The 26,587-nt window shown below is 69.9% G+C and carries 24 protein-coding genes; 10 read left to right on the forward strand and 14 right to left on the reverse strand.

What is annotated here, in order from left to right; genetic code table 11:
• Positions 1-23 precede the first annotated feature (23 nt).
• The 3 genes from ABLG96_RS14225 to ABLG96_RS14235 all read left to right on the forward strand — a co-directional run bounded on the left by ABLG96_RS14225 (position 24) and on the right by ABLG96_RS14235 (position 1,843).
• Positions 24-878, forward strand: coding sequence for a PfkB family carbohydrate kinase (locus ABLG96_RS14225; protein WP_353648019.1), 855 nt, complete (start codon positions 24-26; stop codon positions 876-878).
• A 22-nt stretch (positions 879-900) separates the two neighbouring features.
• On the forward strand, positions 901-1,353 hold the full coding sequence (locus ABLG96_RS14230; RefSeq protein WP_353648020.1) for a DnaJ family domain-containing protein: 453 nt from the start codon (positions 901-903) through the stop codon (positions 1,351-1,353).
• A gap of 118 nt (positions 1,354-1,471) precedes the next feature.
• The gene (locus ABLG96_RS14235) at positions 1,472-1,843 is read left to right on the forward strand and encodes a DUF3099 domain-containing protein (RefSeq protein ID WP_353648021.1); all 372 of its coding nucleotides are present in this window, start codon (positions 1,472-1,474) and stop codon (positions 1,841-1,843) included.
• A 46-nt stretch (positions 1,844-1,889) separates the two neighbouring features.
• On the opposite strand, the gene ABLG96_RS14240 is transcribed toward ABLG96_RS14235, so the two are convergent.
• Positions 1,890-2,468, reverse strand: coding sequence for an HhH-GPD-type base excision DNA repair protein (locus ABLG96_RS14240; protein WP_353648022.1), 579 nt, complete (start codon positions 2,466-2,468; stop codon positions 1,890-1,892).
• Between the two features lie 206 nt (positions 2,469-2,674).
• Here ABLG96_RS14240 and ABLG96_RS14245 point away from each other — a divergent pair, with 206 nt between their 5' ends.
• The 4 genes from ABLG96_RS14245 (at position 2,675) to ABLG96_RS14260 (ending at position 6,737) form a co-directional block, all read left to right on the forward strand.
• On the forward strand, positions 2,675-3,247 hold the full coding sequence (locus ABLG96_RS14245) for a dihydrofolate reductase family protein (protein WP_353648023.1): 573 nt from the start codon (positions 2,675-2,677) through the stop codon (positions 3,245-3,247).
• A gap of 9 nt (positions 3,248-3,256) precedes the next feature.
• On the forward strand, positions 3,257-4,798 hold the full coding sequence (locus ABLG96_RS14250) for a methyltransferase (protein WP_353648024.1): 1,542 nt from the start codon (positions 3,257-3,259) through the stop codon (positions 4,796-4,798).
• Position 4,799: 1 nt separating this feature from the next.
• A complete protein-coding gene (gene dtd / locus ABLG96_RS14255) occupies positions 4,800-5,228 on the forward strand; it encodes a D-aminoacyl-tRNA deacylase (protein WP_353648025.1) in 429 nt (142 codons plus the stop codon).
• A gap of 534 nt (positions 5,229-5,762) precedes the next feature.
• Positions 5,763-6,737 (forward strand): sigma-70 family RNA polymerase sigma factor, encoded by a 975-nt coding sequence (locus ABLG96_RS14260; RefSeq protein WP_353648026.1) that lies wholly within the window; start codon positions 5,763-5,765, stop codon positions 6,735-6,737.
• A 201-nt stretch (positions 6,738-6,938) separates the two neighbouring features.
• Here ABLG96_RS14260 and ABLG96_RS14265 read toward each other — a convergent pair whose 3' ends face one another.
• The 3 genes from ABLG96_RS14265 to ABLG96_RS14275 are packed head-to-tail and all read right to left on the reverse strand — an operon-like array spanning position 6,939 to position 11,735.
• Complete coding sequence (locus ABLG96_RS14265) at positions 6,939-9,626, reverse strand: GNAT family N-acetyltransferase (protein WP_353648027.1); 2,688 nt, start codon at positions 9,624-9,626, stop codon at positions 6,939-6,941.
• 1 nt (position 9,627) lies between these two features.
• Positions 9,628-10,815 (reverse strand): acetoin utilization protein AcuC, encoded by a 1,188-nt coding sequence (locus ABLG96_RS14270; protein ID WP_353648028.1) that lies wholly within the window; start codon positions 10,813-10,815, stop codon positions 9,628-9,630.
• 53 nt (positions 10,816-10,868) lie between these two features.
• Positions 10,869-11,735, reverse strand: a complete 867-nt coding sequence (locus ABLG96_RS14275) for a sulfurtransferase (RefSeq protein WP_353648029.1) — start codon at positions 11,733-11,735, stop codon at positions 10,869-10,871.
• 196 nt (positions 11,736-11,931) lie between these two features.
• Here ABLG96_RS14275 and ABLG96_RS14280 point away from each other — a divergent pair, with 196 nt between their 5' ends.
• A complete protein-coding gene (locus ABLG96_RS14280) occupies positions 11,932-12,624 on the forward strand; it encodes an iron dependent repressor, metal binding and dimerization domain protein (protein WP_353648030.1) in 693 nt (230 codons plus the stop codon).
• A gap of 23 nt (positions 12,625-12,647) precedes the next feature.
• Positions 12,648-13,472, forward strand: a complete 825-nt coding sequence (locus ABLG96_RS14285; protein WP_353648031.1) for a Sir2 family NAD-dependent protein deacetylase — start codon at positions 12,648-12,650, stop codon at positions 13,470-13,472.
• On the opposite strand, the gene ileS is transcribed toward ABLG96_RS14285, so the two are convergent.
• The 10 genes from ileS to ftsW all read right to left on the reverse strand — a co-directional run bounded on the left by ileS (position 13,437) and on the right by ftsW (position 26,428).
• Positions 13,437-16,841, reverse strand: a complete 3,405-nt coding sequence (gene ileS / locus ABLG96_RS14290; protein ID WP_353651514.1) for an isoleucine--tRNA ligase — start codon at positions 16,839-16,841, stop codon at positions 13,437-13,439. The genes ABLG96_RS14285 and ileS overlap by 36 nt on opposite strands.
• Before the next feature lie 403 nt (positions 16,842-17,244).
• Positions 17,245-18,078: a DivIVA domain-containing protein gene (locus ABLG96_RS14295; protein WP_353648032.1), complete on the reverse strand. Its 834-nt coding sequence runs from the start codon at positions 18,076-18,078 to the stop codon at positions 17,245-17,247.
• Between the two features lie 146 nt (positions 18,079-18,224).
• A complete protein-coding gene (locus ABLG96_RS14300) occupies positions 18,225-18,527 on the reverse strand; it encodes a YggT family protein (protein ID WP_353648033.1) in 303 nt (100 codons plus the stop codon).
• 71 nt (positions 18,528-18,598) lie between these two features.
• Positions 18,599-19,411, reverse strand: a complete 813-nt coding sequence (locus ABLG96_RS14305) for a cell division protein SepF (protein ID WP_353648034.1) — start codon at positions 19,409-19,411, stop codon at positions 18,599-18,601.
• Between the two features lie 178 nt (positions 19,412-19,589).
• Complete coding sequence (gene pgeF, locus ABLG96_RS14310; protein WP_353651515.1) at positions 19,590-20,282, reverse strand: peptidoglycan editing factor PgeF; 693 nt, start codon at positions 20,280-20,282, stop codon at positions 19,590-19,592.
• Positions 20,283-20,323: 41 nt separating this feature from the next.
• Entirely contained in the window at positions 20,324-21,577 is a 1,254-nt protein-coding gene (gene ftsZ, locus ABLG96_RS14315) for a cell division protein FtsZ (RefSeq protein ID WP_353648035.1), read from the reverse strand.
• Between the two features lie 319 nt (positions 21,578-21,896).
• On the reverse strand, positions 21,897-22,610 hold the full coding sequence (locus ABLG96_RS14320) for an FtsQ-type POTRA domain-containing protein (protein WP_353648036.1): 714 nt from the start codon (positions 22,608-22,610) through the stop codon (positions 21,897-21,899).
• Positions 22,603-24,078: a UDP-N-acetylmuramate--L-alanine ligase gene (gene murC / locus ABLG96_RS14325; RefSeq protein WP_353651516.1), complete on the reverse strand. Its 1,476-nt coding sequence runs from the start codon at positions 24,076-24,078 to the stop codon at positions 22,603-22,605. The genes ABLG96_RS14320 and murC overlap by 8 nt, the downstream gene beginning before the upstream one ends.
• Entirely contained in the window at positions 24,078-25,271 is a 1,194-nt protein-coding gene (locus ABLG96_RS14330; protein WP_353648037.1) for a UDP-N-acetylglucosamine--N-acetylmuramyl-(pentapeptide) pyrophosphoryl-undecaprenol N-acetylglucosamine transferase, read from the reverse strand. Before ABLG96_RS14330 ends, murC begins: the two co-directional genes overlap by 1 nt.
• Positions 25,268-26,428 carry a putative lipid II flippase FtsW gene (gene ftsW, locus ABLG96_RS14335; RefSeq protein ID WP_353648038.1) on the reverse strand — a complete coding sequence of 387 codons (1,161 nt, stop codon included), beginning with the start codon at positions 26,426-26,428 and terminating at the stop codon, positions 25,268-25,270. The genes ABLG96_RS14330 and ftsW overlap by 4 nt, the downstream gene beginning before the upstream one ends.
• Here ftsW and ABLG96_RS14340 point away from each other — a divergent pair.
• Positions 26,427-26,558 (forward strand): hypothetical protein, encoded by a 132-nt coding sequence (locus tag ABLG96_RS14340; RefSeq protein WP_353648039.1) that lies wholly within the window; start codon positions 26,427-26,429, stop codon positions 26,556-26,558. The genes ftsW and ABLG96_RS14340 overlap by 2 nt on opposite strands.
• Positions 26,559-26,587: the final 29 nt, after the last annotated feature.

The raw sequence follows: 26,587 nt of genomic DNA on the forward strand, positions 1-26,587 counted from the left end.
CGGGCCCACGTCCGCACGTGTGCGTGGTCGGGGACGTCGGCCTCGACGTGCTGGCGAAGCTGGCCGGACCAGTGGTGTTCGGCCAGGACACCAGGGCCGGGGTGCGGGTCAGCCCCGGTGGTGCCGGCGGCAACACCGCGGCCTGGCTTGCGGGGCAGGACCTCGACGTATCGCTGATCGCCAGGGTGGGCGACGACGAAGCAGGTCGCTCGGCTGCCGCCGAGCTCACCGAGGCAGGCGTGCAGTGTCTGTTCGCCATCGACCCGCAGCTGGCCACCTGCTGCGTCGTCGTGCTGGTGGGCCAGGACGGTGACCGGACCATGCTCGCCGACCGCGGGGCCAACAAGGCCTTCTCCCCCGATGACGTGCAGTTGCCGACCCTGGACACCGGGGCCCGCGGGCACCTGCACCTGTCCGGTTACGTGATCCTGGACGACAGCTCGCGACCGGCCGCTCTGGCAGCCCTGGCCGCTGCCCGTTCCCAGGGCTGGACGACCTCGGTGGATCCTCAAGCAGCACAACACATCTCTGCCGCGGGCGCGGACACCTTCCTCGACTGGGTCGACGGTGTCGACGTGCTGCTGCCCAACGAGAGCGAGATCGCCGCCCTCGGCGGGGTCGACGCAGCACTGCGCAGTGTCGGCATCGTCGTGGTCACCCATGGGCGGCACGGAGCGAGCTGGTACTCCGCCGACGAACGGTTGACGGTCCCGGTGCCCGGCGAGCACGAGACCGACTCCACCGGGGCCGGGGACGCGTTCAACGCCGGACTGCTCGGCGCCTGGCTGACCGGCGCGGCTCCGATCGCCGCGCTGACCGCGGGCGTGCACGCCGGTACCGCCGCCGCGGGGCGGCTGGGAGCGCGGCCGCAGCGCTGAGAAGTCGGGCTACGGTGGGCCGATGGCCCAGCACGAGCGCCCCGTCGATGCCGCGATCAGGGAAGCCGCGGAAGCCGGTGCCTTCGACAATCTCGGCGGACAGGGCAAGCCGCTGCCGAACCGCACGGGCGAGGACGACTTCCTCAGGCGGTTCGCCGAGGCGGAGGATGCCGGGGGTTCGTTCCTGCCGCGGTCGCTGCAGCTGCGCAAGGAGGCGCACGACCTCCCGGCGAGGGTCCTCACCGTCCGCTCCGAGGACAAGGTCCGCGAGTTGGTCAGGGACCTCAACAAGCGCATCAGCGCCGAGATCTTCGTCCCCACCGGGCAGCCTCCGCTGGCGATGCGGTTGCTGGATGTCGAGGAGGTGGTCGCCGCGTGGACCGCGGATCGAGCCCGGCTGGCAGCCGAACGGACCGCCCAGCTGCCACCCGCACCGGAACCACCGGCTCGCCGCCGCTGGTGGCGACGCGGTTGAGCGCCGTGTCAAACCGTCTGACCTGCGAGAGGACTGTCACAGGGGGTCGATGCGCGGAATCGGACATCGCAGTCAAGGTACGACAAGCGCATCCCGGCGCAGGAGTAGCGTCGCAAGGGTGCCGAACCACGATCGACCGGCCGTCATCACCCAGGCCGAGATGTCCTACGACGAGCAGTTCCGACTCCGCCGGCGCCGCTACCTGATCATGATGGGCCTGCGGATTCCGTTCCTCATCGCCGCCGTGCTGGTGTACCGAATCCCCTGGCTGGCACTGATCTTCATCGCCGCCTCGATCCCGTTGCCCTGGATCGCTGTCCTCATCGCCAACGACCGGCCCGCCCGCAAGACGCGGATGGTCCCGCGGGGCACCATCAACCACGAGCGTGCCCTGCCGTCGCGGACCCCGCTGGTGATCGATCATGTCGTCGATCAGGTAGTCGATCAGGCTGCGGACGAGAGCCCCGCCGGCGAGCACCACCGGTCCTGAGCGAGCGCGGTCGGGTACGGGTGCAGCCGGTACCGGTCCGCTGGAGTCACTTCGCGGCAGCGGCGGCCTTCGCGGCCTTCTTGGCAGCCCGCACCAGGACGAGCGACTCCTCGTCGACCACGTCCGCCACCGAGAGGCGGCTGCCGTCCTCGCCGTACCTGCCGGCCGCTTCCCGCCATCCGCGCGGCGTCACGTCGTACTGCTTGCCCAACAGTGCCACGAAGATCGCCGACTTCTGATCGCCGAAGCCGGGGATCGCCGCGACCCGGCGGCGCAGCTCTGCGCCGTCCTCGACGCCGTCCCAGATGTTCGCCGCGTTGCCGCCGTACTGCTCGACGAGCACCCTGCACACTGCCTGGACCCGCCAGGCCATGGAGCCGGGGAACCGGTGCACCGCAGGCGGAACGGCGAAGAGTTTGGAGAAGGTGTCCGGGTGCGCCGCCGCGATCTCCGCGATGTCCAGCGAGCCGCCCATCCGCTCGGCGATCGCCCACGGTCCGAAGAATGCCTTCTCCATCGGGATCTGCTGGTCCAACACCATTCCCAGCAGCAACGCATTGGGGTCACGGGTGAGCAGTTCGTCGGCGTCTGGATGGCCGGTCAGCCGGAGCGATGCAACAGTCATCTCCACAGCGTCCCACGTCCGCGGCCCCCCAGCAGCCTCGGTGCGCGGGCGCGACGCTCCACCCGACCCACGATCGACCGCCGGCCCACGGCCCTCCGCAGGACCCGAAGCCGCGTGGCACAGGGCCCTCCGGACTGCTTGCGCAGTGCAACCGGTACAGCTAGCCTCGGACCAGTTGCAGATCGCAACCAGGACGAGGAGGTTCGATGAGGGACACCGATCCCCAGACCGCAGCTGCGAAGGTTCTGTGGCATTTCACGATGTCGCTGGACGGGTTCGTGGCCGGTCCCCTGCACGACATGCGATGGCTTACCGGGTTCACGGTGCGGGATGGCCTGATCAAGGAGTACATCGATACGACTGGTGCTGTGCTCGCAGGTCGCGACGGCTTCGACAGCGCGATCGGTGACCTCCGACCGTACGGCGGCGCCTGGCAGGGGCCGATCTTCGTTCTCACCCATCACCCTGAGGACGCGCGCCCTGCCGAAGACATCACACTGCTGAGCTGTTCGGTGGAGGAAGCCGTCCAGATCGCGCTCGAGGCCGCCGGTGGTAAGAATGTCGAGGTCTTCTCGCCGACCATCGGCCGTCAACTGCTCGCGAAGAATCTGATCGACGAGATCGACCTGCACATCGCTCCGGTCCTGCTCGGTAGCGGTGTCCGTCTGTATGACATGGAAGGCTGCCAGGCCGTGCAGCTCCATCTCGTCAACGGGGACGATCCGACCGCAGCGGTGAACGTCCGCTACCGACCGCAGTTCCACCCGACAGACAACTAGCCTGGGCGGATGCCCGAGACCAGCCAGCACGCCGCTCTCCCGCTGACCGACCTGGTCGTCGTGGATGCACTCGGAGACGACCTGCGGGCGGCGGGGTTCGACGCGACCGGGGTCCCCGACCTGCTGGGCGGGCCGGCGGAACGGGCGCTGGGTCGCGGCGAGTTCTGGCCGGCTCTGCGCGTCGCCACCGCAGCCGACTCGCCGCTCGCGGTGCTGGTGCGGCTGTTCCTGTTGGGGACGACCGAATCCATCTCGGATGCCGCATCCGCCCTCCCCCGTACCGGGATCGAGCGGGCGTCGGCCGCGGGTGTGCTGGAGCAGGACGGCGCGGGGGTACGGGCCGCGCTGGACATCCGACCGCACTCGGACGACTCGAGCACCAGGACCGATCATCAGGGGTATCTGGTGATCTCGGATCCGGACTCCGACACCCGAGAAGGTCCGGTGCGTCACGAGCACGTGCTGGGGATCGGGCAGGCTTCGCTGTCCCTGGCGCGGGCGATCATCCGCCGACCCGTCGAGCGGGTGCTCGACATCGGCACCGGTTGCGGAATCCAGGCGCTGCACCTGGACCACCACTCGACGGCGATCGTCGCCACCGACACCAACCCGCGGGCCCTCGCGCTGGCCGCAGCCACCGCGCGGATCAACGGCATGGAGTGGGACCTCCGACAGGGCAGTCTGTTCGAACCCGTTGCCGGCGAGCAGTTCGACCTGATCGTCTCCAACCCGCCGTTCGTCATCGGATCCGGTGAGCAGCAGTACATCTACCGCGACTCCGGGATGGTCGGCGATGCGATCTGCGCCGAACTGGTGCGCGGCGCGGCAGCACACCTGCGCCCCGGTGGCGTCATGCAGCTGCTGGCGAACTGGATGGTGCTCGACGGAACCGACTGGCGGGACAGGGTTTCCGGCTGGCTCGTAGGTTCCGGGCTGGATGCGTGGGTGGTGCAGCGCGAGCTCGCGGACCCCACCGAGTACGTCTCGCTGTGGTTGCAGGACGCCGGCGAGGACGCGCACGCCACCGCAGTGCGCGGGAACAGCTGGCTCGACTGGTTCGCCGAGCAGCGTGTCGTCGGAATCGGAATGGGCTCGATCACCCTGCGCCGCAAGGACTCGGGCGACGACGGCCCGGTCGACGTGGTGCTCGACGAGATCACCGGCGTCGGCGAGGAGGTCACCGGCATCGAGGCGGAGGCGTTCCTCACCCGACGCCGTTGGCTGAACCGCACCTCGCAGGAACAGTTGCTGGCGACCGCGTTCCGGCTCGATCCCGCCGTGGTGCTGCACGAGCGGTCGCTGCCCGGCGACGAGGGTTTCGTCCCGGTACTGCGGATGCTGGTGCGCAGCCAGGGTCCCGGCGCCACGCTGCAGGTGGACGACTGGGGTCGCGCACTGCTGGCGGGCTGTACCGGGCTCGCACCCCTGCGGCTCGTCATCGAGATCCTCGCTACCGCCCACGACGTCGACGAGCAGGCGCTGACCGCGGCGGTGCTGCCGAGCATCGCGGTCGCCGTCGAGCGCGGCATCCTGCTGCCGGTGGAACCCTGAGGTGCGCGCCGTCGTCTCCCGGGTCCGCGAGGCCTCCGTCGTGGTCGACGGCGTCGTCGTCGGCGCCCTGACCGGACCCGGTCTGCTGGCCCTGGTCGGAGTCACCCACACGGACACCCCGGCGATCTCCGCCCGGATGGCCGCGAAACTGCGCGGGCTGCGCATCCTGGCCGGCGAGCTGTCCTGCGCTGACACCGGCGCCGGGATCCTGGTGGTCAGCCAGTTCACCCTGTACGGCAGCACCGAACGGGGGCGGCGGCCGAGCTGGACCAGGGCGGCTCCCGGGGACGTAGCCGGGCCGCTGATCGACGCGGTGGTCGACGACCTGCGGGCCGCGGGAACCGAGGTCGCCTGCGGGGTCTTCGGGGCGGACATGGCCGTCTCGAGCACCAACGACGGGCCGTTCACCGTGGTCATGGACGTCGACTGAGGCGTTCCCGGCACGCGACGTGACGCACGCCTCGTGTTTCCCCGCCCGAGCGCTCCCACCTGCGCGAACGTCGGCTTCGTCCGGTATCGCCGGCTGGCGGCCCGCCATTCCCATGCCGTTCTCATGGGCGGCACAGGAGGTGTACCGGCTGCCGGGTTCTGATGATCAACAAGGACCACCACCCTCGGGTGGAGGCACCGAGTGAAAACACCAGGACCGGGTACCACAGCAGGACAACCTGATCGCCACTCGTCGCGTCCATGAGAGTGGAGATCCACCCGGACGGGTGGCGGCCGCAGGTCATCCGCCATCGGCCCGGGAACGAATCACCGTCGAGAAGCGTTGTCAACTACACGGATGAACAGCAGGAGGACCCAGATGGTCAGGACAGCTCAGCGGTCACGACCCTCCACCGCGGGCGCCACCCCGAGGGTGGTCACCAAGCCCATCGCGGACACTCCGGCGGAATCCGATACGGACCCCGTTGCCGCACCGTCGGCAACCACAGCAGCAGCAGAGAAGGAGGGGGACGAGATGACCACATCGTTCGCGGAAGCGCTCGAGAACGTCGACATCTCCGAGGACCTGGACGCCCAGAGCCCGGCAGCGGACCTGGTCCGCGTCTACCTGAACGGCATCGGCAAGACCGCGCTGCTCAGCGCCGAGGACGAAGTCGTGCTGGCCAAGTCGATCGAGGCCGGCCTCTACGCGCAGCACAAGCTGAAGATCCATCCGCGGCTGGGCGCCAAGTCCAAGGGCGACCTGCGCACCATCGTGCGGCAGGGCGAACGGGCTCGGCAGCACCTGCTGGTGGCCAATCTGCGGCTCGTCGTCTCGCTGGCCAAGCGCTACACCGGTCGCGGTATGCCACTGCTCGACCTCATCCAGGAGGGCAACCTCGGGCTGATCCGTGCGGTCGAGAAGTTCGACTACACCAAGGGTTTCAAGTTCTCCACCTACGCCACGTGGTGGATCCGACAGGCGATCTCCCGCGGGATGGCGGATCAGGGCCGCACGATCCGGCTGCCCGTGCACCTCGTCGAGCAGGTCAACAAGCTCTCCCGGCTCAAGCGCGAGCTGCACCAGCAGTACGGGCGGGACGCGACGCTCGAGGAGCTCGCCGAGGAGTCCGGCATCCCGGTCGAGAAGATCAACGACCTGATGGACCATGCACGTGACCCGGTCTCGCTGGACATGCCGGTCGGTGCCGACGAGGAAGCCCCGCTGGGTGACTTCATCGAGGACTCCGAGTCGACCTCGGCCGAAGCCGTCGTCGTCGCCGGGTTCATGCACTCCGACATCGAGCGGGTGCTCGACACCCTCGACGAGCGCGAGCGGACCGTGGTGCGGATGCGCTACGGCCTCGCCGACGGACGCCCGCACACCCTCGACGAGATCGGTCGGGTCTTCGGGATCTCGCGTGAGCGGGTCCGGCAGATCGAGCGCGAGTCGATGGCCAAGCTGCGGGTCGGGGATCGTTCCGAGGTGCTGCGCTCGTACGCGAGCTGACACACCTCACACCAGGGGGGCCGGGTCCGTTTTCTTGACGGACCCGGCCTTTCCGCGTCACCGCCCCATCACCTTCGCGGTACTGACGGTCGTCTCCGCCCCACCTTCGCGGTACTGACGGTCGCCACCGTCCCACCTTCGCGGTACTGACGGTCGTCACCGCCCCACCTTCGCGGTACTGACGGTCGCCAGCCCCGGCTCTCAGCGCATCCGACGGCGGAGATCGGGGCGGGCCGGCGGCGGACCGATCGTCCCGCTCGCGCCGAGCACCGCAACCCCCCCCGCACCGGCGAGCACCCGAAGCTGCAGCTCGACGATCTCCGGAACGTCGTCGGCGATCGCCGACAGGGCGAGAGCAATGTCCTGCAACGGTTGCTTCTCGACGCTCACCCGTCCGCGATAGCCATCCAGCAGCGGCGCCGCCCGTGGCTCCAGCAGCAGGTCGGCCGCGTCCTGGTCGGTGAGCGGGACGGCCCGATAGCCCCGGTCGTCCAGCAGATCCGTTGCCAGGCCACCGATCCCGAACGACACCAGCGCGCCGAACGACGGGTCGGCGGTGATCCCGAACACCGTCGACACCGCTCCGGCCCCGACCCTCGCCTGCTGTTGGACGTACACCGTCGGTCCGGCCAGACTGCGCAGCACGCCGTAAGCCGCAACGACCTGGTCCGGTGTGGTGAGCGAGGTACGCACTCCGCTGCCCTGCAGATCCTCACGATCCTCCCGGGCGAACGTCTTGAGCGTCACCGGGAATCCGAGCCGGTCGGCAGCGGCCACGGCGCTCTCCGCGGTCCCGGCGACCTCGAAATCGGTGATGCGGATCCCGTAGTGGGACAGCAGGGTCGCGAGCTCGGCATCGTCCAGGACGCGCGGCTGCGATCCGATCAGGGTCTCGAGATGCGTCCGTGCCGCCGCCGGGTCGGCATCGGTGGGTCGCATCTCGACCCCGGTCGGCCGGGCCCGCCACACCGCGTAGCGCGCCGCCAGCGCCAGCGCGGTGACCGCTCGCTCCGGGGTCCGGAACGACGGCACGGAGCCCCGGCCGGCACCGCCGTCAGCCGTCGGCACCGTCAGCCGTTCCACCAGACCTTCGACCGCCAGGAAGGTGGAGATCACCGGGATCTCGGAGCGGATCGAGACCTCGCGGAGCGCGTCGGCATGCTGCAGACCGGGGGTGGCGACCGGCGGGACGTAGACCACCACCACCGATCCGACCGTCGGGTCGTCGATGGCTGCCTGCACCGCATGCGCCAGTTCCTGCGGCGTGACGTTGACGCCGAGGTCCACCGGCCCGTCGCCGGCGACGGTCAGCGATGCCTCCAGACAGGCATCGACGGCCAACACCCCGAGTGCGGTCGAGTTGCCGATCACCGCGACCGCCTGGGATCGCGGCAGCGGTTGGGTCGCCAGCAACTGCGCGACGTCGAAGGCCTGCGCCAGGGTGTCGGTACGGATCACCCCCGACTGGGCGAACACCGTCGCGACGGCCGTGTCGGACAACGCGGTGGAGGAGGCTCGCAACCCCGGGGAGAGCACCGCGTGCCGCCCGGACTTGACGGCGATCACCGGCTTGCTGCGGGCCAGCGTCCTGGCCAGCCGGGCGAACTTGCGTGGGTTGCCGAAGGACTCCAGGTAGAGCAGCACCACCTCCGTGCGCTGGTCGCCCTGCCAGAACTGCAGCAGGTCATTGCCGGAGACGTCGGCGCGGTTCCCGGCGGAGACGAACGTGGACAGTCCCAGGCCGCGGGCCGCCGCATCGGCCAGCACCGCGATCCCCAGGGCCCCCGACTGGCAGAAGAACCCGACCCGACCCGGCGGCGGGCCCACCGGCGCCAGGGTCGCGTTCATCGTCACCCCCGGCGCGGTGTTCACCATGCCGAGGCAGTTCGGTCCGAGCACCCGCATGCCGTTGGCCCTGGCGACGGCGACCATCCGGCGCTGTGCCTCGGCCCCGGCAGCACCCCCCGCGTCATCAGGGGTGAGGCCGGCATCGGCGAACCCGGCGGTGACGATCATCAGTCCGTGCACGCCCTTGGCCCTGCAGCCCTCGATCACCTCGGCGACCGTGGCTGCCGGGACGGCGACGACCGCCACATCCACCGGATCGGGAATGTCGGTGACGGTCCGGTAGGCCCGGATGCTCTGCACCGACAGCGAATCGGGGTTCACCGGATAGACCGGACCGACGAACGATCCGGCGAGCAGGTTGCTCAGCACTGCGTGACCGAGCTTCGTCGGATCGTTCGAGGCACCGATCACCGCGATCGAGCGGGGGGCGACCAACCGGGCGATCGAACGGGACTCGGCCCGCTGCTCCCTCGACAACGCCACTGCCCTGGAGGCGTCGGTCGGCGCGATGTCGAACTCGAGATCGACGATGCCGGAGGAGAACTCGCGGGTCACCTGGTAGCCGGCGTCCAGGAACACCCGCACCATCGAACGGTTCTCGCTGAGCACCTCGGCGGTGAACCGAGGGATCCCGCGCTCCTGGGCAGCGGCCGCCAGGTGCTCCAGCAGGATCGAGCCGAGTCCCCGCCCCTGGTGCGCGTCCTCGACCGCGAAGGCCACCTCGGCCGCGTCGCGGACCGGATCCAGGTGGTAGGTGCCGGCGGCGATCACGTCACCTCCGAGCTCGGCCAGCAGCGCCACCGAGGTCCGGTGGTCGACCTCGGTGACGATGTCGAGCAGCGTGTCGGGCACCTCGCCGACCGCGGTGAAGTACCGCAGGTACAGGCTGCGGGGCGACATCCTGGAATGCATGGCCCGCAACGCTTCCCGGTCCGCTGGGCGCGCCGGTCGCAGGTGCACGACTCCCCCGTCGGACAGCACCACGTCCGCCTCCCACTCGTGGGGGTAGGGCGCACGCTCCGGATCCGGCTCGGCGGTCATGTCAGTCTCGGGGATCGAAGGGATCGAGACCGTGCAGCGGGAACACCGCGCGGCGGACGTCGTCGATGGTGCGATCGATCCCGACCTCCCGGATTCCGCTCCACCGCTCGAAGCGGACTCCCACACCGTCCCGGTCGGACATCGAGGTCGGTGGTGCGATGTCCGGCCGCGCCAGCCTGGCCTGCTCCGTCCAGGCCGGCGGGATCGGCATCGCCGGATCGAGGTCGCGGTCGCCGACGATCGCCAGCAGGTGGGTCCAGGTCCGGGGAACGACCTTGACCAGCGAGTAGCCGCCGCCACCGAGAGCGAGCCAACGTCCCCCCGTCAGCTCCTCGGCGAGGTCACGCAGTGCCAACGCCGCGGCCCGTTGCCCGTCCACCGTGAGGTTCAGATCGGCCAGCGGATCGTCGGCGTGCCCGTCCGCACCGTGCTGGGTGACCAACACGTCCGGTCGGTGAGCACGCAACACCGACGGCACGACGGCATGGAACGCCCTGAGCCACAACGCATCCGAGGTGCCGGGCGGCAGCGGGATGTTGACCGCCGAGCCGACACCGCCGCCGTGCCCGGTCTCGTGCGGCCACCCGGTCCCCGGCCACAACGCGAGCGGTGATTCGTGCAGGGAGACGGTGAGCACCCGCGGGTCGTCGTAGAAGACCTCCTGCACACCGTCACCGTGGTGCACGTCGATGTCCACGTACGCGACGCGCTGCACCCCGGAGTCCAGCAGCGCGCGGATCGCCAGCGCCGCATCGTTGTAGACGCAGAATCCGGCGGCATGACCGGCCATCGCGTGGTGCAGACCGCCGGCGATGTTCGCCGCCCGGCGGACCTCGCCGGCGGCGATCGCCCTGGCAGCGGTGATCGACCCGCCGGCGATCAGCGCGGCCGAGGCGTGCATGTCAGCGAACACCGGGTTGTCGTCACTGCCGAGACCGTGGCCGACGGCGCGCTGGGGCCCGCCGATGACGGATGCCTCCTTCACCGCGTCGAGGTACGCCGGCAGGTGCACGGTGGTGAGGTCCGCGTCGCCGGCGGGTTCCGGTGCGGTCAGCGGCAATCCGTCGAGCACGCCGAGTTGTCCGGCCAGCGACCAGGTGAGCTCCCACCGCAGCGGATGCATCGGATGTCGTCCGCCGAGGTCGTAGCCGAGCATCCTGTCGTCCCAGATCAGCATCGGCGCACTCATGCCGTCAGCCTAAGGGGGCAGCGGTCGGCGCAGCGCTGCCGATCGCCGGCCGTTCAGCCGGGGAGTGACGCTGGATCGCCGACCTCGACGGGATTGCCCGCGCCGATCCAGCCGGAGAACGAACCCGGATACAGCGCCACGTCGCTCTCGATCAGTGCGGCCGCAAGCACCAGATGGCAGGCGGTGACCCCGGACCCGCACGAGGCGATGAGGGGTCTGTCGGACGACACCGCGTCGAACCGGCGCCGGATCTCCTCGCTGGGAAGGAACGAACCGTCGGCGTCCAGCAGCTCGGTGAGCGGCAGGTTCGTGGCGCCGGGGATGTGCCCTGCGATCGGGTCGAGCGGTTCCACCTCGCCCCTGAAACGCTCGGGTGTGCGGGCATCCAGCACGGTGACCCGGCCGTCGACAGCACTGGCGACGGTGTCGATGTCGGCCACCGGCATCGCGCCGGGACGGACCGACATCCAGCCGGGTTCCGACAGCTCCGCCGGCCCGGACCGAGTGGGTAGTCCCGCTCGCTGCCACGCGCCCAGGCCGCCGTCGAGGACCCGCACGTCCAGGTGGCCGGACCAGCGCAGCAGCCACCAGGCCCGGGCGGCGATCGAGGAACTGCCGGCGTCGTACACCACCACCGGAGTGCCTCCGGAGATCCCCGCTGCCCGCCAGACCTTCTCCAGGGCAGCCGGTTCCGGCAACGGGTGACGACCGGCCGCCGCCGGGCGCGAAGGCGGTCCGGACAGGTCGGTGTCCAGATCGAGGAACACCGCGCCGGGCAGGTGGGCGGTCAGGAAGTCTCTGCGCGAGGCGCCGGCCGGCGTCCAACGGACGTCGAGCAGCACGGGGGGACGTTCGCCGTCCAACTCGTCCGCGAGCCCCGCTGCTGAGATGAGTGAGCCCTGCCCCGTCACACCGGTCATCCCGGCATTGTTCACCGCCACCGGCTCCGGCGCATCAGCTGGGATGCGGGTTTTCGCTGCGAACCCGGCGGCCGGAGCGCAGCCGGCGGCATTCCCACCCGTTCGGACGCCTGCGGTTCGGCTCCGCGGGGCCCCGCAGCGGGATCGCGGCAGGTCGGTAGGATCGAACTTCGACGACGAAGGGACACGACCGAGGGTGAACGACCTCATCGACACCACCGAGATGTATCTCAAGACCGTCTTCGAGCTCGAGGAGGAGGGGGTGCTGCCGCTGCGTGCCCGGATCGCCGAGCGGCTGGGGCAGAGCGGACCTACCGTGTCGCAGACCGTCGCCCGGATGCAGCGCGACGGGTTGCTGGTGCTCGAGAACGACCGTCACCTGGAGCTGACAGAGTCCGGCCGCCGCCGGGCGACGGACGTGATGCGCAAGCACCGGCTGGCCGAACGCCTGCTGCTGGACGTCATTGGCCTGCCCTGGCGAGACGTGCACATCGAGGCCTGCCGCTGGGAACACGTGATGAGCCATCAGGTCGAGGAGCGGTTGGTGGAGCTGCTCGGCCATCCGACGCTCGATCCGTACGGCAATCCGATCCCCCGCGCCGGCAATCTGCAGGCACCGGCCGATGCGGTCACCGAGTTCCACCGGGCGCTCGTCGACGCCGAGCGCGCCTCGATCGGTGGCGGCACCTTCGAGGTCTGCCGGATCAGCGAGGTGGTGCAGGACCAGCAGGAGGCGATGACCCGGTTGCAGGCCGGCGGGATCGTTCCCGGAGCTGTCGTCGAGCTTGTCCTGACCGGCGACATCGTGACCGCGACAGTCGGCGGGCAGAGCACCGAACTGAGCCCGTTCGTCGCGCACGGCGTCCACGTCCGTCCGGTGGCGAGCTGACGGGCACACCCGCGGCGGCGGCCGTGCGTCTGCTGTCGTTCCTGCATGCGCTGGGTGGTCCGCCGGTCGTGCTCACCGGTGCGGGGCTGAGCACCGATTCGGGTATACCCGACTACCGAGGACCCCACGCGCCGGTCCGGCTGCCGATGACGATCACCGAGTTCCGCTCCGGAACGGTTGCGCGGCAACGGTACTGGGCACGGAGCCATCTGGGCTGGCAGCGCATGCGGGACGCCGTCCCGAATGCGGGACACCGGGCGCTGGCCGCCCTGCAGCACCGCGGAGCCGTCGCCGGGATCATCACCCAGAACGTCGACGGGCTGGACTCCGCCGCCGGCGCCGCCGTGATCGACCTGCACGGCCGGCTCGACCGGGTGCTCTGCCTGGACTGCGGGCAGGTCACCGCCCGAGCTGTGCTGGAGCGCAGGCTGACCGCGGCCAACCCTGGATTCGGCGACGATCTGCCGCCGGAAGCGCTGCAGGAACGTCCGGACGGCGACGTCGACCTGGCGGACACCTCCGGCTTCACCGTCGTGGACTGCGCACGCTGCGGCGGCGTCCTGAAACCCGACGTGGTGTTCTTCGGGGAGAACGTCGCTGCTCCCCTGGTGGCCCGCTGCTACGAGATGGTCGATGCCGCACCGGGTCTGCTGGTTGTCGGTTCGTCGCTGACCGTGCAGTCGGGTCTGCGCTTCGTCCGGCGGACGGGCCGGGCCGGGCGCCCGGTGGCGATCGTCAACCGCGGAGCGACCCGCGGTGACGAGTTCGCATCGCTGCTGCTCGCAACCGGGGCCTCCGAGACCCTCAGTGAGTTAGTCGATCTCGCCTGCATGCGCGGGGACCACTGAGACCGAATCGGAGAGGTCCACGGCGTCCAGCAACTCGACGTGTACTCCGACTGCCCTGCTCTCATCACCGATCACGCCCGTCACACCGCCCGGTACCGCACCGCGAACCACTTGCAGCGCCAGGGTTTCGGCCCTGATGGTCTCGATCCGGAGTTCTACCTCCGGCCAGAAGTCATCGTCGATCTCCAGCGTGAGCGCGATCCGGTCGGAGACCTGCAGACCGGCATCCTTGCGGGACTGCTGGACCAGCCGCAGCAGATCGGCCACCGCACCGTCGGCACGCAATGCATCAGTGAGCCTGGTGTCGATGGAGACGAAACCGCCGCCCGGCAGCACGGCGAGTGCCGCACCCTCGGCCAGCTGGTCGCCTGCCACCAACTCCAGGACGTACTCGCCCTCCTGCAGCGGCAGCCCACCGGCGGTGACGGTGCCGTCGTCACCGAGCGACCAGTCGCCCGACTTAGACCCCTTGATCGCCCGCTGCACGTCCTTGCCGAGCCGTGGTCCCGCGGCCCGGGCATTGACGGCGAGCCGGCGCTGTACACGGGAATCGCCTTCGACCAGTTCCGTCAACTCGACCTCCCGGACGTTGACCTCCTCCGCGATGAGGGCCCGGAACGGTCGCAGGGCAGCAGGATCCGCGACCGCAACGGTCAGCGACTGCAGCGGCTGCCTGACCCGTAGCTTCTCGGCCTTGCGGACCGACGATGCCACCGAGCAGACGGTGCGGACCTGGTCCATCGCGGCGACCAGTGCGGGATCGCTCGGCAGCAGATCCGCGGCCGGCCAGTCGGCGAGGTGCACGCTGCGGCCCCCGGTGAGCCCACGCCAGATCGCCTCCGTGGTCAGCGGCAGCAGTGGCGCGGCGATCCGGGACACCACCTCGAGCACGGTGTGCAACGTGTCGACGGCATCTGCGTTCCCGTCCCAGAACCGTTGGCGGGAGCGCCGGACGTACCAGTTGGTGAGCGCCTCGAGATACGACCGGATGGCCGCGCATGCCCCGGCGATGTCGTAGCTGTCCAGCAGCGACTCGACCTCGCGGGACAGGTCGCCCGTCTTGGCCAACAGATACCTGTCCAGCACGTCGGTCGAATCGGTGCGCCACTGTCCGACCCGCCCGGCCGCAGCGGCGTACAACGACAGGAAGTACCAGGCGTTCCAGAGCGGCAGCTGTGCCTGCCGGACACCCTCGCGGATACCCTCCTCGGTGACGACGAGGTTGCCGCCGCGCAGGATGGGGCTGCTCATCAGGAACCACCGCATCGCATCGGCGCCGTCCCGGTCGAACACCTCCCGCACATCCGGATAGTTGTTCAGGGACTTCGACATCTTCAGCCCGTCGTTGCCCAACACGATCCCGTGGCTGATGCAGGTGGAGAAGGCCGGCCGGTCGAACAGCGCGCTGGCCAGGATGTGAAGGGTGTAGAACCAGCCGCGGGTCTGACCGATGTACTCGACGATGAAATCGGCCGGGAAATGGTTCTCGAACCAGTCACCGCTCTCGAACGGGTAGTGCACCTGGGCGTAGCTCATCGACCCGGAGTCGAACCAGACGTCGAGCACATCGGCCACCCGACGCATCGTCGAGCGACCCGTCGGGTCGTCCGGGTTGGGGCGCGTCAGGTCGTCGACGAACGGCCGGTGCAGATCGGGGTTGCCGTCTCGATCCTGCGGCACCGCACCGAAATCGCGCTCCAGTTCGGCGAAGGACCCGTAGACGTCGAGCCGCGGGTACGCAGGGTCGTCGCTCTTCCACACCGGAACAGGGCTGCCCCAGAAGCGATTCCGGGTGATCGACCAGTCGCGCGCGTTCTCCAGCCACTTGCCGAACTGGCCGTCCTTGATGTGCGCCGGCACCCAGTTGATCTGCTCGTTGAGTGCGAGCATCCGCTCCTTGATCGCCGTCACCTTCACGAACCAGGACGAGACCCCCTTGTAGATCAGGGGTTCGCGGCACCGCCAACAGTGCGGATAGCTGTGGTCGTAGGTCTCCTGGCGCAGCAGCACGGTTCCCGGTGTCACCGACGACCCGCGAGCGGAGCGAGCTGGGTCGTTCGGAGCATCAGATCCGGGGAGCGCAGCGACCTCGACCTGGTTCGGGGGGATCCCGGGGGGCGGAGCCCCCCGGGTGTTGGACTTCAGGGCGTCGATGATTTGCGGGTTCGCGTCGAACACCAGCATGCCCTCGTACTCGACGACCGGCGCGGTGAAACGGCCGTCCTTGCCGACCGGCATCACCGGCTCGATGCCCTCCCGATCGGTGACCACCTTGTCGTCCTCGCCGAACGCCCCTGCGGTGTGCACCAGGCCGGTGCCGTCGGTGGTGGTGACGAACTCGGCCGCGACGATCCGGAAGGCGTTCTCGTGGTCGAGGTAGTAGGCGAACGGCGGCAGGTAGTGCCGTCCGACCAGCTCGGCGCCGGTCCAGCGGGAGATGACGACCGGCTCCTCGCCGAGCTCACGGGCGTACGCGGCCAGCCGGGTCTGTGCGAGCAAGTACCTGGCAGTCGCATCGCTGCCGGGGATCGCTGCCTCGACCACGACATACTCGATGTCCGCACCGACCATGATCGCCAGGTTGGACGGCAGGGTCCACGGCGTGGTGGTCCAGACCAGTGCGCGGACGCCTACCAGCGGATCGTCGTCTCCGAGCCCGGGATCTGCGGCGATCTCCAGACCGACGGTGACGGCGGGATCCTGCCGCATCCGGTAGACCTCGTCGTCCATCCGGAGCTCGTGGTTGGACAGCGGTGTCTCGTCGTTCCAGCAGTAGGGCAGCACCCGGAAGCCCTCGTAGACCAGGCCCTTGTCGTGCAAGCTCTTGAACGCCCAGATCACCGACTCCATGTAGTCGGGATTCATGGTGCGGTAGTCGTTGTCGAAATCGACCCAGCGGGCCTGGCGGGTGACGTACTCCCGCCAGTCGCCGGTGTACTTCATCACCGACTCGCGGCAGGCCTCGTTGAACTTCTCGATCCCCAGCTCGAGGATCTCGTCGGTGGTCTTGATGCCGTTCAGTCGCATGGCCTCCAGCTCGGCCGGCAGCCCGTGGGTGTCCCAGCCGAAGCGCCGCTCGACCTTGCTCCCGCGCATCGTGCGGTAGCGCGGGACTACATCCTTGACGTACCCGGTGAGCAGGTGACCGTAGTGCGGCAGGCCGTTGGCGAACGGTGGCCCGTCGTAGAAGACAAACTCGTTGGCGCCGTCCTCGCCGCCGTCCCGAGCATCGATCGAAGCCTGGAACGTGCCGTCGGCTGCCCAGAATCGCAGCACGGACTCTTCGATCGCGGGGAACTTCGGCTGGGCGCTGACGCCGGCCGCCGGTACACCGTCGAAGCCGGCCAGGGGGTAGCGGTCGTGCTGCATCGCGGTGCTCCTCGTCGTCTGCTCGTTGATCTGGACGGGTGCCAGATCGTGCAGGGACGAGTCGGTGTCCGTCTGGTCGACGTCCACCGTCCCGCGGTACCACCCCGCTTGCCACCGGACCCGGTGGTACCGGATCCGACGACCGCTCGTTCCGGGGTTGTCCTGGCTCGATGCCCGGAAACCCCGTCCGGCTGTGTCGGGCCGGACCCGTCCGGTTCTAGTGAGCAGCGCGTCTGGTGAGCACCGAGCTGCCGTTCTTCCGGATGGCTCGCCGGTGATGGCCGGGTCATCGCCAGGTATGCCTGGGACTACATGCCCACCATCGTATCGCTCCGCGGCAAGCAGGAAGGACCGGGAGCATCAGCTCCCGGTCCTTCCCGGTGACTCTCGTGTGCGGCCGCTGTTACTTACGGGCCGGCTCGTCCTGCGGCGCAGCGGCAGCGTTGTTGCCCTCGTCCAGCTGGGAGAGCTGCTCGGTGATCCACCCCTTGAGGCGGCTGCGGTACTCACGCTCGTACGTCCGCAGATCGTCGATCTTCTTCTCCAGGGCGGTGCGCTGCTCGGTGAGCTGCGTCATCACCTCGCCGTACTTGCGCTGGGCCTCACGGTCCATCGCCTCCGCCTTGAGCTGACTGTCCCGGGTAGCGGCCTCGGCCGCAGCATTCGCGTCGGCGACGGTCTTCTCGGACCGGTTCTTGGCATCGCTGAGCGTCTGCTCGGACCGGTTCTTCGCGTCGCTGAGCAGCGCCTCCGACTCGGCCTTCGCCGACGACCGGACCTGCTCCGCCTCTTCGGCAGCTTCGTCGGTCAGGCGCTGCGCGGTCTCCTCGGCGAGGCCGAGCAGCCGAGCAGCATGTACGTGATGATCCGCGGTACCCGGCGCCTTCTGGGCAGGTGCCTGCTGGACGGGAACGGGGGTCGGCTCCGGCTGCGGAACCTGCTCAACCACGGGCTCCGGCTTCGCCATCACAGGCTGCGGTGCCGGCTCGACGACCGCCGACTGCTGCTCGACCGGCTGCTCGGGCACCTGCTGTTCGGGAGCGACCGGCGCGGACGCCTGCCCCGACTCAGTGGCCGACAGCCGCAGGGTCAGTTCGTTGTTCTCCTCGATCAGTCGGCTCAGCTCCGCCTCGACCAGGTCCAGGAAGGCATCGACCTCGTCCTCGTCGTAGCCACGCTTGCCGATGGACGGCTTCTTGAAGGCGACGTTGTGCACGTCGGCGGGCGTCAGCCGCATTCTCACTCCTCACAGATCGCAACCACTCAGGATCGCGGTCGACTCCCAGCCCGATGCGGTTCGGCACCGGACACTGCTCCCCCGCCGTAGCGGTGGCCCTGCCTGTCGTGCAAGTACAAGTGCTCGGTACCGCTCGGGTCCAACTGTCAGAGCAGCGTGGTCCAGGCGAATCGACCGACCACGCTCATCAGTATGACAAGAAGGATGAGCAGAACGATAACGCTGAGGTCGAACCCTACTCCCCCGATCCGCACGGTCGGCAGCACACGTCGGAGCGCTCTGATGGGCGGATCCGTCGTGGTGTAGATGACCTCTACAGCCATGGCGCCGACCCCGGCCGGCCGCCACCGGCGGGCGAAGATCCTGACGAAATCGACGATCAGCCGGGCGATGATCAGCCAGCGGACGGCCCACAGCACCAGGTACAGGACCTGCCAGAGGGTGTTCACCAGACCACTTCTACCCGATCAGGTTCCGGACGCGCCAAGACGGTCACTCTCGTCACTGGCGGCGGGCGGTCTCAGCGGCCGGAGCGATCGGTGTCGCCGTCCGGCTGGTGCAGCATGAAGACCTTGGTGGTGACCTTGTCGATCGAGCCACGGACGGCGAACGCCAGGCCGGCGGCGAAGTCGACCATCCGGCGCGCCTCGGCATCAGTCAGCTCGGTCATGTCGAGGATGACGGCCTGACCCGTGCGGTACAGCTCACCGACCTCCCGGGCGTCGGCGAAGCCGGTCAGGCTGACGGTGGACGGCTTGGCGCTGGCCGGATCGACCGCGGCGACCTCGGCGGGCAGCGGCTGCACTGCGAGCGCGCCCTGGGTGCTGTAATCGACGTCCTCGCTCTGCCGACCCGCGCCGCGACCGGACTTCGACCGTCGTCCACCGAGCGCGGAGTGGGCCCGCGGCTCGGCCGGCCGGCTCCGGTCGGCGCCGGTGTACGGCGAGGAGCCTGCATGATCGGAAGCGGGGTGGTCGGCAGTGTTGTCCGCAGGGGAATCGGCGTAGCGGCCCGCGTATTCGAGTTCGCGACGGCCGTGGTCCCCGGCCTCGCTGTGGTGGGTGTCGGCCGCGTAGTCGCCGTAGGCGTCGACGCCGGTGCTGATGGAGGCGTCCGCCGCGTAGTCATCCCGCTGGTAGTCATCCGTGGCGTATCCGGCCCGGTCGCCGCCGTCGACAGGATAATCGGCATCGTCGCCGTCGTACCGCGGGTGGTGGTCGCCGTCCTGCTCGTCGACGGCGTAGTGGTCGGCCTGCTCACCGCGGGCTGCGTACCGATCGGATTCGTCCGGGACCAGGCCGAGGAACGCCCCCATCTTTCGCAACGTGCCCATGTCGGTCCCTTCGTGTGCCGGAGTCCCGAGGCAGGTGGCGCCCGGGCTGATGCGGTGCGCGGCGGTCCGCACATCGCATGGAACAAACGCTAATCGGGTGGTCGCACCCGACCGTGTTGCGACACGCGAGAACCCTGGGGCTGGTGCGACTTCCAGCCGGCACGTCGCGCTCGCCCGCTCAGTTCTCGAGCCAGATCAGACCGGCCTGGCGGCCGGTGGTGGTACCCGACCGCTGGGCTCGGCGGTGCGAGAAGAGCTCGTCGTCGGTCATCGTGCACCGCTCGTCGACGGCGACCGCGGCCACGCCCGCTTCCAGAGCCTGGCGGCGCAGACCCGCCCGTAGGTCCAGACCCGGTGTCCCCCAGGAGGTCTCGCACGCCGATCCGGGCAGGACATGCTCCACCTCGGCCTGCAGGGCGGACGGTACCTCGTAGCAGCTCCCGCAGATCGCGGGCCCGAGCAGCAGGTCGATCCCGTCGAGCCGCGCACCGGCGTCGAGCATCCGCTGCACCAGGATCGGGACGATGCCGTCCGCAGCCCCCACCCGGCCCGCATGTGCCGCACCGATGACACCGGCGGCGGGATCGGCCGCCAGCACCGGCACACAGTCGGCCACCAGGACCGCCAGCACCAGGCCGGGGGTGGTGGTCACCACTCCGTCGGTGGCGTCCAGCTGTTCGACGTGACCCACCCTGGCCACCGTGCTGGAGTGCGTCTGGCCCATCCACTGCAGGTCGGACGGATCTGCGCCGATCCGCCCCGCGATCCGTGATCTGTTGCGGCGCACGGCTTCCGGATCGTCGCCGACGGCGCCGCCGAGATTGCAGCTGTCGTACGGGGCGGCGGAGACACCTCCGGCCCGGCCGGTCATCACCCGATGGACCGCACCTGCCGGTGGAGCGGACGAACTCGTCACCGCTTCATGAAGGGGGGCACGTCCACGTCGTCATCGTCGACCAGCGGCACGGCGGAGCGGTGCGGGGGTGCCTGGGGCGGGGTCGGCGGGGTGTAGGGCTGCGCGGACGGGCCCTGCTGGTCACCGGAGCGCTGCTGCGGGGCCTGCTGGTGCCCGGACTGCTGGTAGGGCGCCGGCTGGTGCCCGGACTGCTGGTAGGGCGCCTGCTGGGCGGGCTGGTCGCGGCGAACGGCACCGGCGGCCGCCCCTGCGATCGGCGCACCGGCGGACCGCTGACCACCGACCGGCAGACCGGGGTTGGTCGGCGTCGAGTCGAAGCCGGCCGCGATCACCGTCACCCGCACCTCGTCGCCGAGGGAGTCGTCGATGACGGTGCCGAAGATGATGTTGGCATCCTCGTGGGCTGCCTCCTGGACCAGGGTCGCAGCCTCGTTGATCTCGAACAGGCCGAGGTCACTGCCGCCGGCGATCGACAGCAGCACGCCGAGGGCGCCGTCCATCGAGGCCTCCAGCAGCGGTGAGTTGATCGCCTTCTGGGCCGCCTCGACGGCTCGGCCCTCGCCGCGGGCGGACCCGATGCCCATCAATGCAGTACCGGCGCCGGCCATCACGCTCTTGACGTCCGCGAAGTCGACGTTGATCAGGCCAGGAGTGGTGATCAGATCGGTGATGCCCTGGACGCCGTTCAGCAGCACCTCGTCGGCCGAGCGGAACGCGTCCATCAACGTCACACCCTGGTCGCCGAGCTGCAGCAGCCGGTCGTTGGGGATGACGATGAGGGTGTCGCACTCGGCGCGGAGCGCGTTGATCCCGTCCTCCGCCTGACCGCCGCGGCGGCGGCCCTCGAAGGTGAACGGGCGGGTGACGACACCGATGGTGAGCGCGCCGAGGCTCCGGGCGATCGAGGCGACGACCGGAGCACCACCGGTGCCGGTGCCGCCGCCCTCGCCCGCCGTCACGAAGACCATGTCGGCGCCCTTGAGGACCTCCTCGATCTCGGCGCGGTGGTCCTCGGCAGCCTTGGCGCCCACGTCGGGGTTGGCACCGGCACCGAGGCCTCTGGTGTTCTCCCGGCCGACGTCGAGCTTGACGTCGGCGTCGCTCATCAGCAGCGCCTGCGCATCGGTGTTGATCGCGATGAACTCGACGCCGCGCAGGCCGACCTCGATCATCCGGTTCACGGCGTTGACGCCGCCGCCGCCGATACCGACGACCTTGATCACCGCGAGGTAGTTGTGCGGAGGTGTCATGGGGTGCCTTCCCTCGTGAACGCGGACGCTGCCGGTCGCGCCGTGTGCTGGTGTCGTACTGCGGGTGCAGCCTGGTCCCGCCGGGTGAGGGGGCGTACCGCTTCCCCGCGACCGCCCGAGAAGGTCGACCCGCTCCCGCGAGTCTCAACTCTCGACCTCAACCACAGCGTTATAGTTATGTCAAGTGGTGCTCCCGCAACGGTAGGCGGAGCGCACCCCTCGATGCGGCAGGAGACTGCGCGTGTCGCCCTTCGACGTCCAAGTTCGGGACGGGTCCGGTCGAGCTGCTGCCTGCCGGAAGCCGAGGGCCACGGTCGTACTACTTGACCGACACCATGGTCGGGTCGGACAGGTCGAAGACGGATCCCGGCTGCCGCAGCATCACCGGCAGCACCTTGGCCTTCTGCTCCCCCGCCGACGAGTCGCCCCAGATCACCGTCCGCTTGTCCGCGAGCAACAACTCGATCCGGTACGGGCTGGCGGCCCGGACCGAGGAGACCAGGGCGGAGACCGAGGCCGGCAGGGAATCCACCACCGACAGCGCCGCGGTCGTCGACGGATCCTGCGCACCGGGGGTGGCCAGCTCGATCTGCATCAGCTTGGCCGGCTTCACCTTCGTCGGCGCGAACGGGACCCCGCTCGCATCCAGCGACCACCAGGCGTCGTTGGCCTTCGTCACCGCGACGGCGACCCGCTGCCGGACGGTCACCCGCAGACCGTTGGGCCAGCTCCGGTCGACCGTGGTCGCCGCGATGTCCGGGATACCGGCCAGCGCCTGCTGCAGCTCCGCGGTGTCGACCTCGGCCAGCGGCGCCCCGACCTGCGGGGCGAGCTGCGCGCGGACCTGCTGTTCGACCGACTGTTCGGCGCCGACGACGGACACCGTGCGCAGCGCCAGCACCGAGGTGAAGTAGACGACGTAGACGGCGGATCCGGCGAGCGCGACGACGAGTCCGACGGCCAGCAGCAGGGGCCACCGCCGGGGAGCGTGGTCCGGTCTGGGACGCGGCGCGCGGGGGTGGGCCTCACGCATGACCCAACGCCCCGTCCGGATCAGGTCCGGCATCCAGCCGGTCGAGGATCTCCGGTCCGAGCATCGTCACGTCGCCGGCGCCCATCGTGACCACCACGTCATCGACGCGGACGAGCCCAGCCACCACGTCGGCCGCCCTGGCCAGGCTGGGCTCGAAGATCACCTCGGGTGCGGACACGGCATCGGCGATCAGCGCGCCGGTGACCCCCGGCTGCGGATCCTCCCTGGCGCCGTAGACGTCGAGCACCACGACCACGTCGGCCAGCGACAACGCGGCGGCGAACTCGGGGGCGAAGGTCGCCGTGCGGGAGTACAGGTGCGGTTGGAACACCACGACCAATCGACCGCCGCCGACCGGGACGACGGTGCGGGCGGCCTCGAGCTGGGCCCGTACCTCGGTCGGGTGGTGCGCATAGTCGTCGTAGACAGTCACGCCGGCGGCCCTGCCCTTGAACTGGAAGCGCCGACGGACGCCGGTGTAGCTCGCCAGCCCCTCGACCATCGTCGCGGGAGAGACCCCGGCCAACACTCCGGCGGTGAACGCCGCTGTGGCGTTGCGCAGCATGTGCTCGCCGGGGACGGCGAGCTCGATCGCGGCGGACGTGCCGTCCGGCAGCACGAGTTCGGCGCGGGAGAACGGCCCGTCGGCCCCGAAGGCGGTGATCCGGATCGGGGCGTCGGCCGCGGTTCCGTAGCCAATCACCCGCAGCCCCTCCGGCACCCCTGAGGGGTTGCGCTGCAGGCGATCCAGCAGTGCCCGCACGCCTGCGTCGTCGAGGCAGACGATCAGGAAACCGCCGGGGACGATCCGCCGGACGAAGGCGTCGAAGACGGCCGCATAGGCCTCCGCGCTGCCGTGGTGGTCGAGGTGGTCGGGCTCCAGGTTGGTGATGATCGCGCCCTGCGGCGCGAAGGCCAGGAACGAGGAATCGGATTCGTCCGCCTCCGCGATGAACAGATCGCCGCTGCCGTGGTGCGCGCCGGATCCCGACTCGTTGAGCTCGCCGCCGATCGCGAACGACGGGTCGACCCCGGCGTGCTGGAGCGCCACCGTCAACATCGAGGTGGTGGACGTCTTGCCGTGGGTCCCGGCGATGCAGATGCTGCGCCGTCCGATCATCAACGCGGCCAACGCATCTGCGCGCCTGACGACCGCGATGCCGCGGTCCCGGGCGGCGACGAGCTCCGGGTTGTCCGGCCGGATCGCGGTCGACACCACCACTGCGGTGGGGCCCTGCTCGCCGAACAGGTCGAGGTTCTCCGGGCGATGACCGACGACGGTACGCACCCCCCGTACCGACAACGCCGCGAGCACCGCGGAGTCCTTCACGTCCGATCCGGAGACGTCCAGTCCCCGGTCGGCGAGGATCCGGGCGATCGCACTCATTCCCGCACCACCGACCCCGACCAGATGGATGCGGGCGAGCACCACGCCGGCGGCGGTCGTCGGTGCGGGTTCGGGGGGCATCATCGGGGTCCTCTCCTGCGTGCCGATCGGTCTGCCCGGCCCGCTCGGCCGTCGGCGGCGATCTGCAGGATGCGGTCGGCCAGCAGCGCGCCCACGTCGGCAGCGCCGAGCTGTTGGGCGGCAGCACGCATGGCCGCGAAGCGCAGCGTCCCGGCCGCGTCGACGGCCGCACCGGACACGGCGAGCAACGGGATGACGGTGCGGCGCACCAGGTCTGCGTCGAACTCGGCGTCCGGGACGACGAGCGCGGAGCCGGCATCGAGCTGGCCGCGGGCATTGAGGCTCTGCTCACCGTTGCCGTGCGGGAGCGGGACGTAGATCGCCGGCAACCCGACGGCACCGGTCTCGGCGACCGTCATCGCCCCGGATCGACCGACCACCAGGTCGGCGGCGGCGAAGGCGAGGTCCATCCGCTCGAGGTAGGGCACCCCGACATAGGCCGGCGCACCGGGCACGGGTGCGCCGTGGACGGCGATCTCGTTCTTGCGGCCGTAGGCGTGCAGGACGCCGATCCCGGCGGCGGCGAGATCGGCGGCAGCAGCGCTGACCGCCTCGTTGATCCGGACGGCGCCCTGCGACCCACCGGAGACCAGCAGCGTCGGCGCGTCCTCATCGAGCCCGAAGAAGGCGCGGGCCTGCGCCCGCAGACCCGCCCTGTCCAGGTGCGCGACCGACTGTCGGACGGGGATGCCGACCACTTCCGCGTGCGCCAGCCCGGATCCGGCGACCGCGGCGAACACCGCTCCGGCCCACCGGGCGCCGACCTTGTTGGCCAAGCCGGCGCGCGCGTTGGCCTCGTGGATCACCACCGGGACCCGCCCGCGGGCGGCCAGGTAGGCGGGCAGTGCAACGTATCCGCCGAACCCGACGACCACGTCGACATCGTGCTGACGAAGCACGGCGCGGACCTCGCGGACGGCGGCACGCATCCGGACCGGCAGCGTCAGCAGATCCTTGGACGGCTTGCGCGGCAACGGCACGGGGCGGATGAGTTCCAGCGGGTAGCCGCGCTGCGGGACGAGCGTTGTCTCCAGTCCCCTGGCCGTACCCAACGCCACGACCGCTGTCCGCGGAGCGGCTGCCCGGATCGCATCGGCGACGGCGAGGGCTGGTTCGATGTGTCCGGCGGTACCGCCACCGGCGATCAGCACCGACAGCGGACGCTCGGCAGCAGGCGCTCCGGCGCCGGTCACTGCCGCGTCCCCCAGCCGAGCCAGCGGGCCATCCGGCCCGGCCCGTTCTCGCGGAGCGCCGCAGCCGCCGCGGGTTCGTTGCGTGCGAAGTTGGCCAGCAGCCCGAACACCGCCATCGTCACCAGCAGCGATGTGCCGCCGGAGGAGATCATCGGCAGCGTCAGCCCGGTGGTCGGCAACGCACCGACGACGTAGCCGATGTTGATGCTGGCCTGGCCGACCAGCCAGACCGTGCAGGCGCCGGCAGCGATCTTGGAGAACGGGTCGACGCTGCGCCGCACGATCCGCATGCCGGTGTAGGCGAGCAGGGCGAACAGCGCGATCACCAGGCCGGCGCCGATCAGGCCCAGCTCCTCGCCGATGACGGCGAAGATGAAGTCGGAGTTGGCGTACGGCAGCCACGACCATTTCGCCCGGGACTCCCCCAGCCCGACGCCGAACCAGCTACCGCGGCCCATCCCGTACAGCCCCTGCAGCAGTTGGTAGGAGATCTTCGGGTATTCGGTCGGGTCGATGAGGGCTCTGATGCGGTTGAGTCGGTACTCGGCGCTGAACGACAGGTACGCGAGACCGCCGAGGCCGAGCACTGCGGCGGAGATGAACCAGCGCAGCTGCGCGCCGGCGAACCAGAGCACCGCGGCGATCACGATCGCCATTGTCACCAGCGTGCCGACATCGGGCTGCAGCACGATCAGCCCGCCCATCAGGAGCGTCACCGGGATCACCGGGAAGAAGAGCTGCTTGAAGTTGCCGAGAGTGGAGCGGCGGGCCGCGAACACGTGAGCAGACCAGAGCAGCAGCGACAGCTTCGCGACCTCGGACGGCTGGAAACTCAGCCCCTTGCTGATCCCGATCCAGCTCTGCGCGCCGTTGATGTTCAGCCCGATCCCCGGGACCAGCACTGCGACCAGCATGACGAGCGACGTCATCACCATGGCCGTCGACCACGCCCTGATCACCTTCACCGGCAGCTTGGCGACGAAGTAGAAGGCCACCAGGCCGATCGCGGCAAAGATCGACTGCTTCTGGAAGTCGGCGAACGCAGTCGTCGTGGACGTGGGCTTGAGTGCCATTGCCGACGATGCGGACAACACCATGGTCAACCCGATCGCCAGTAGCAGCAGGAAGATCGCGATCACCAGGTGCAGTGACGTCATGGGGCGATCCATCCACGACCGCCCGCGGGAGAAGGCCCCGCGCAGACGGGCCCGGCCGGACGTCCCGGCGCTCGGCGACGACCTGCTCGGCAGCGGCCTTGTCGTGGACCCGGCCCTGGTTGCGGACTGAGGCGTAGACCCGGGATGCGGTGCGGTCCC

Source organism: Nakamurella sp. A5-74 (assembly GCF_040438885.1).
Classification (GTDB): Bacteria; Actinomycetota; Actinomycetes; order Mycobacteriales; family Nakamurellaceae; genus Nakamurella.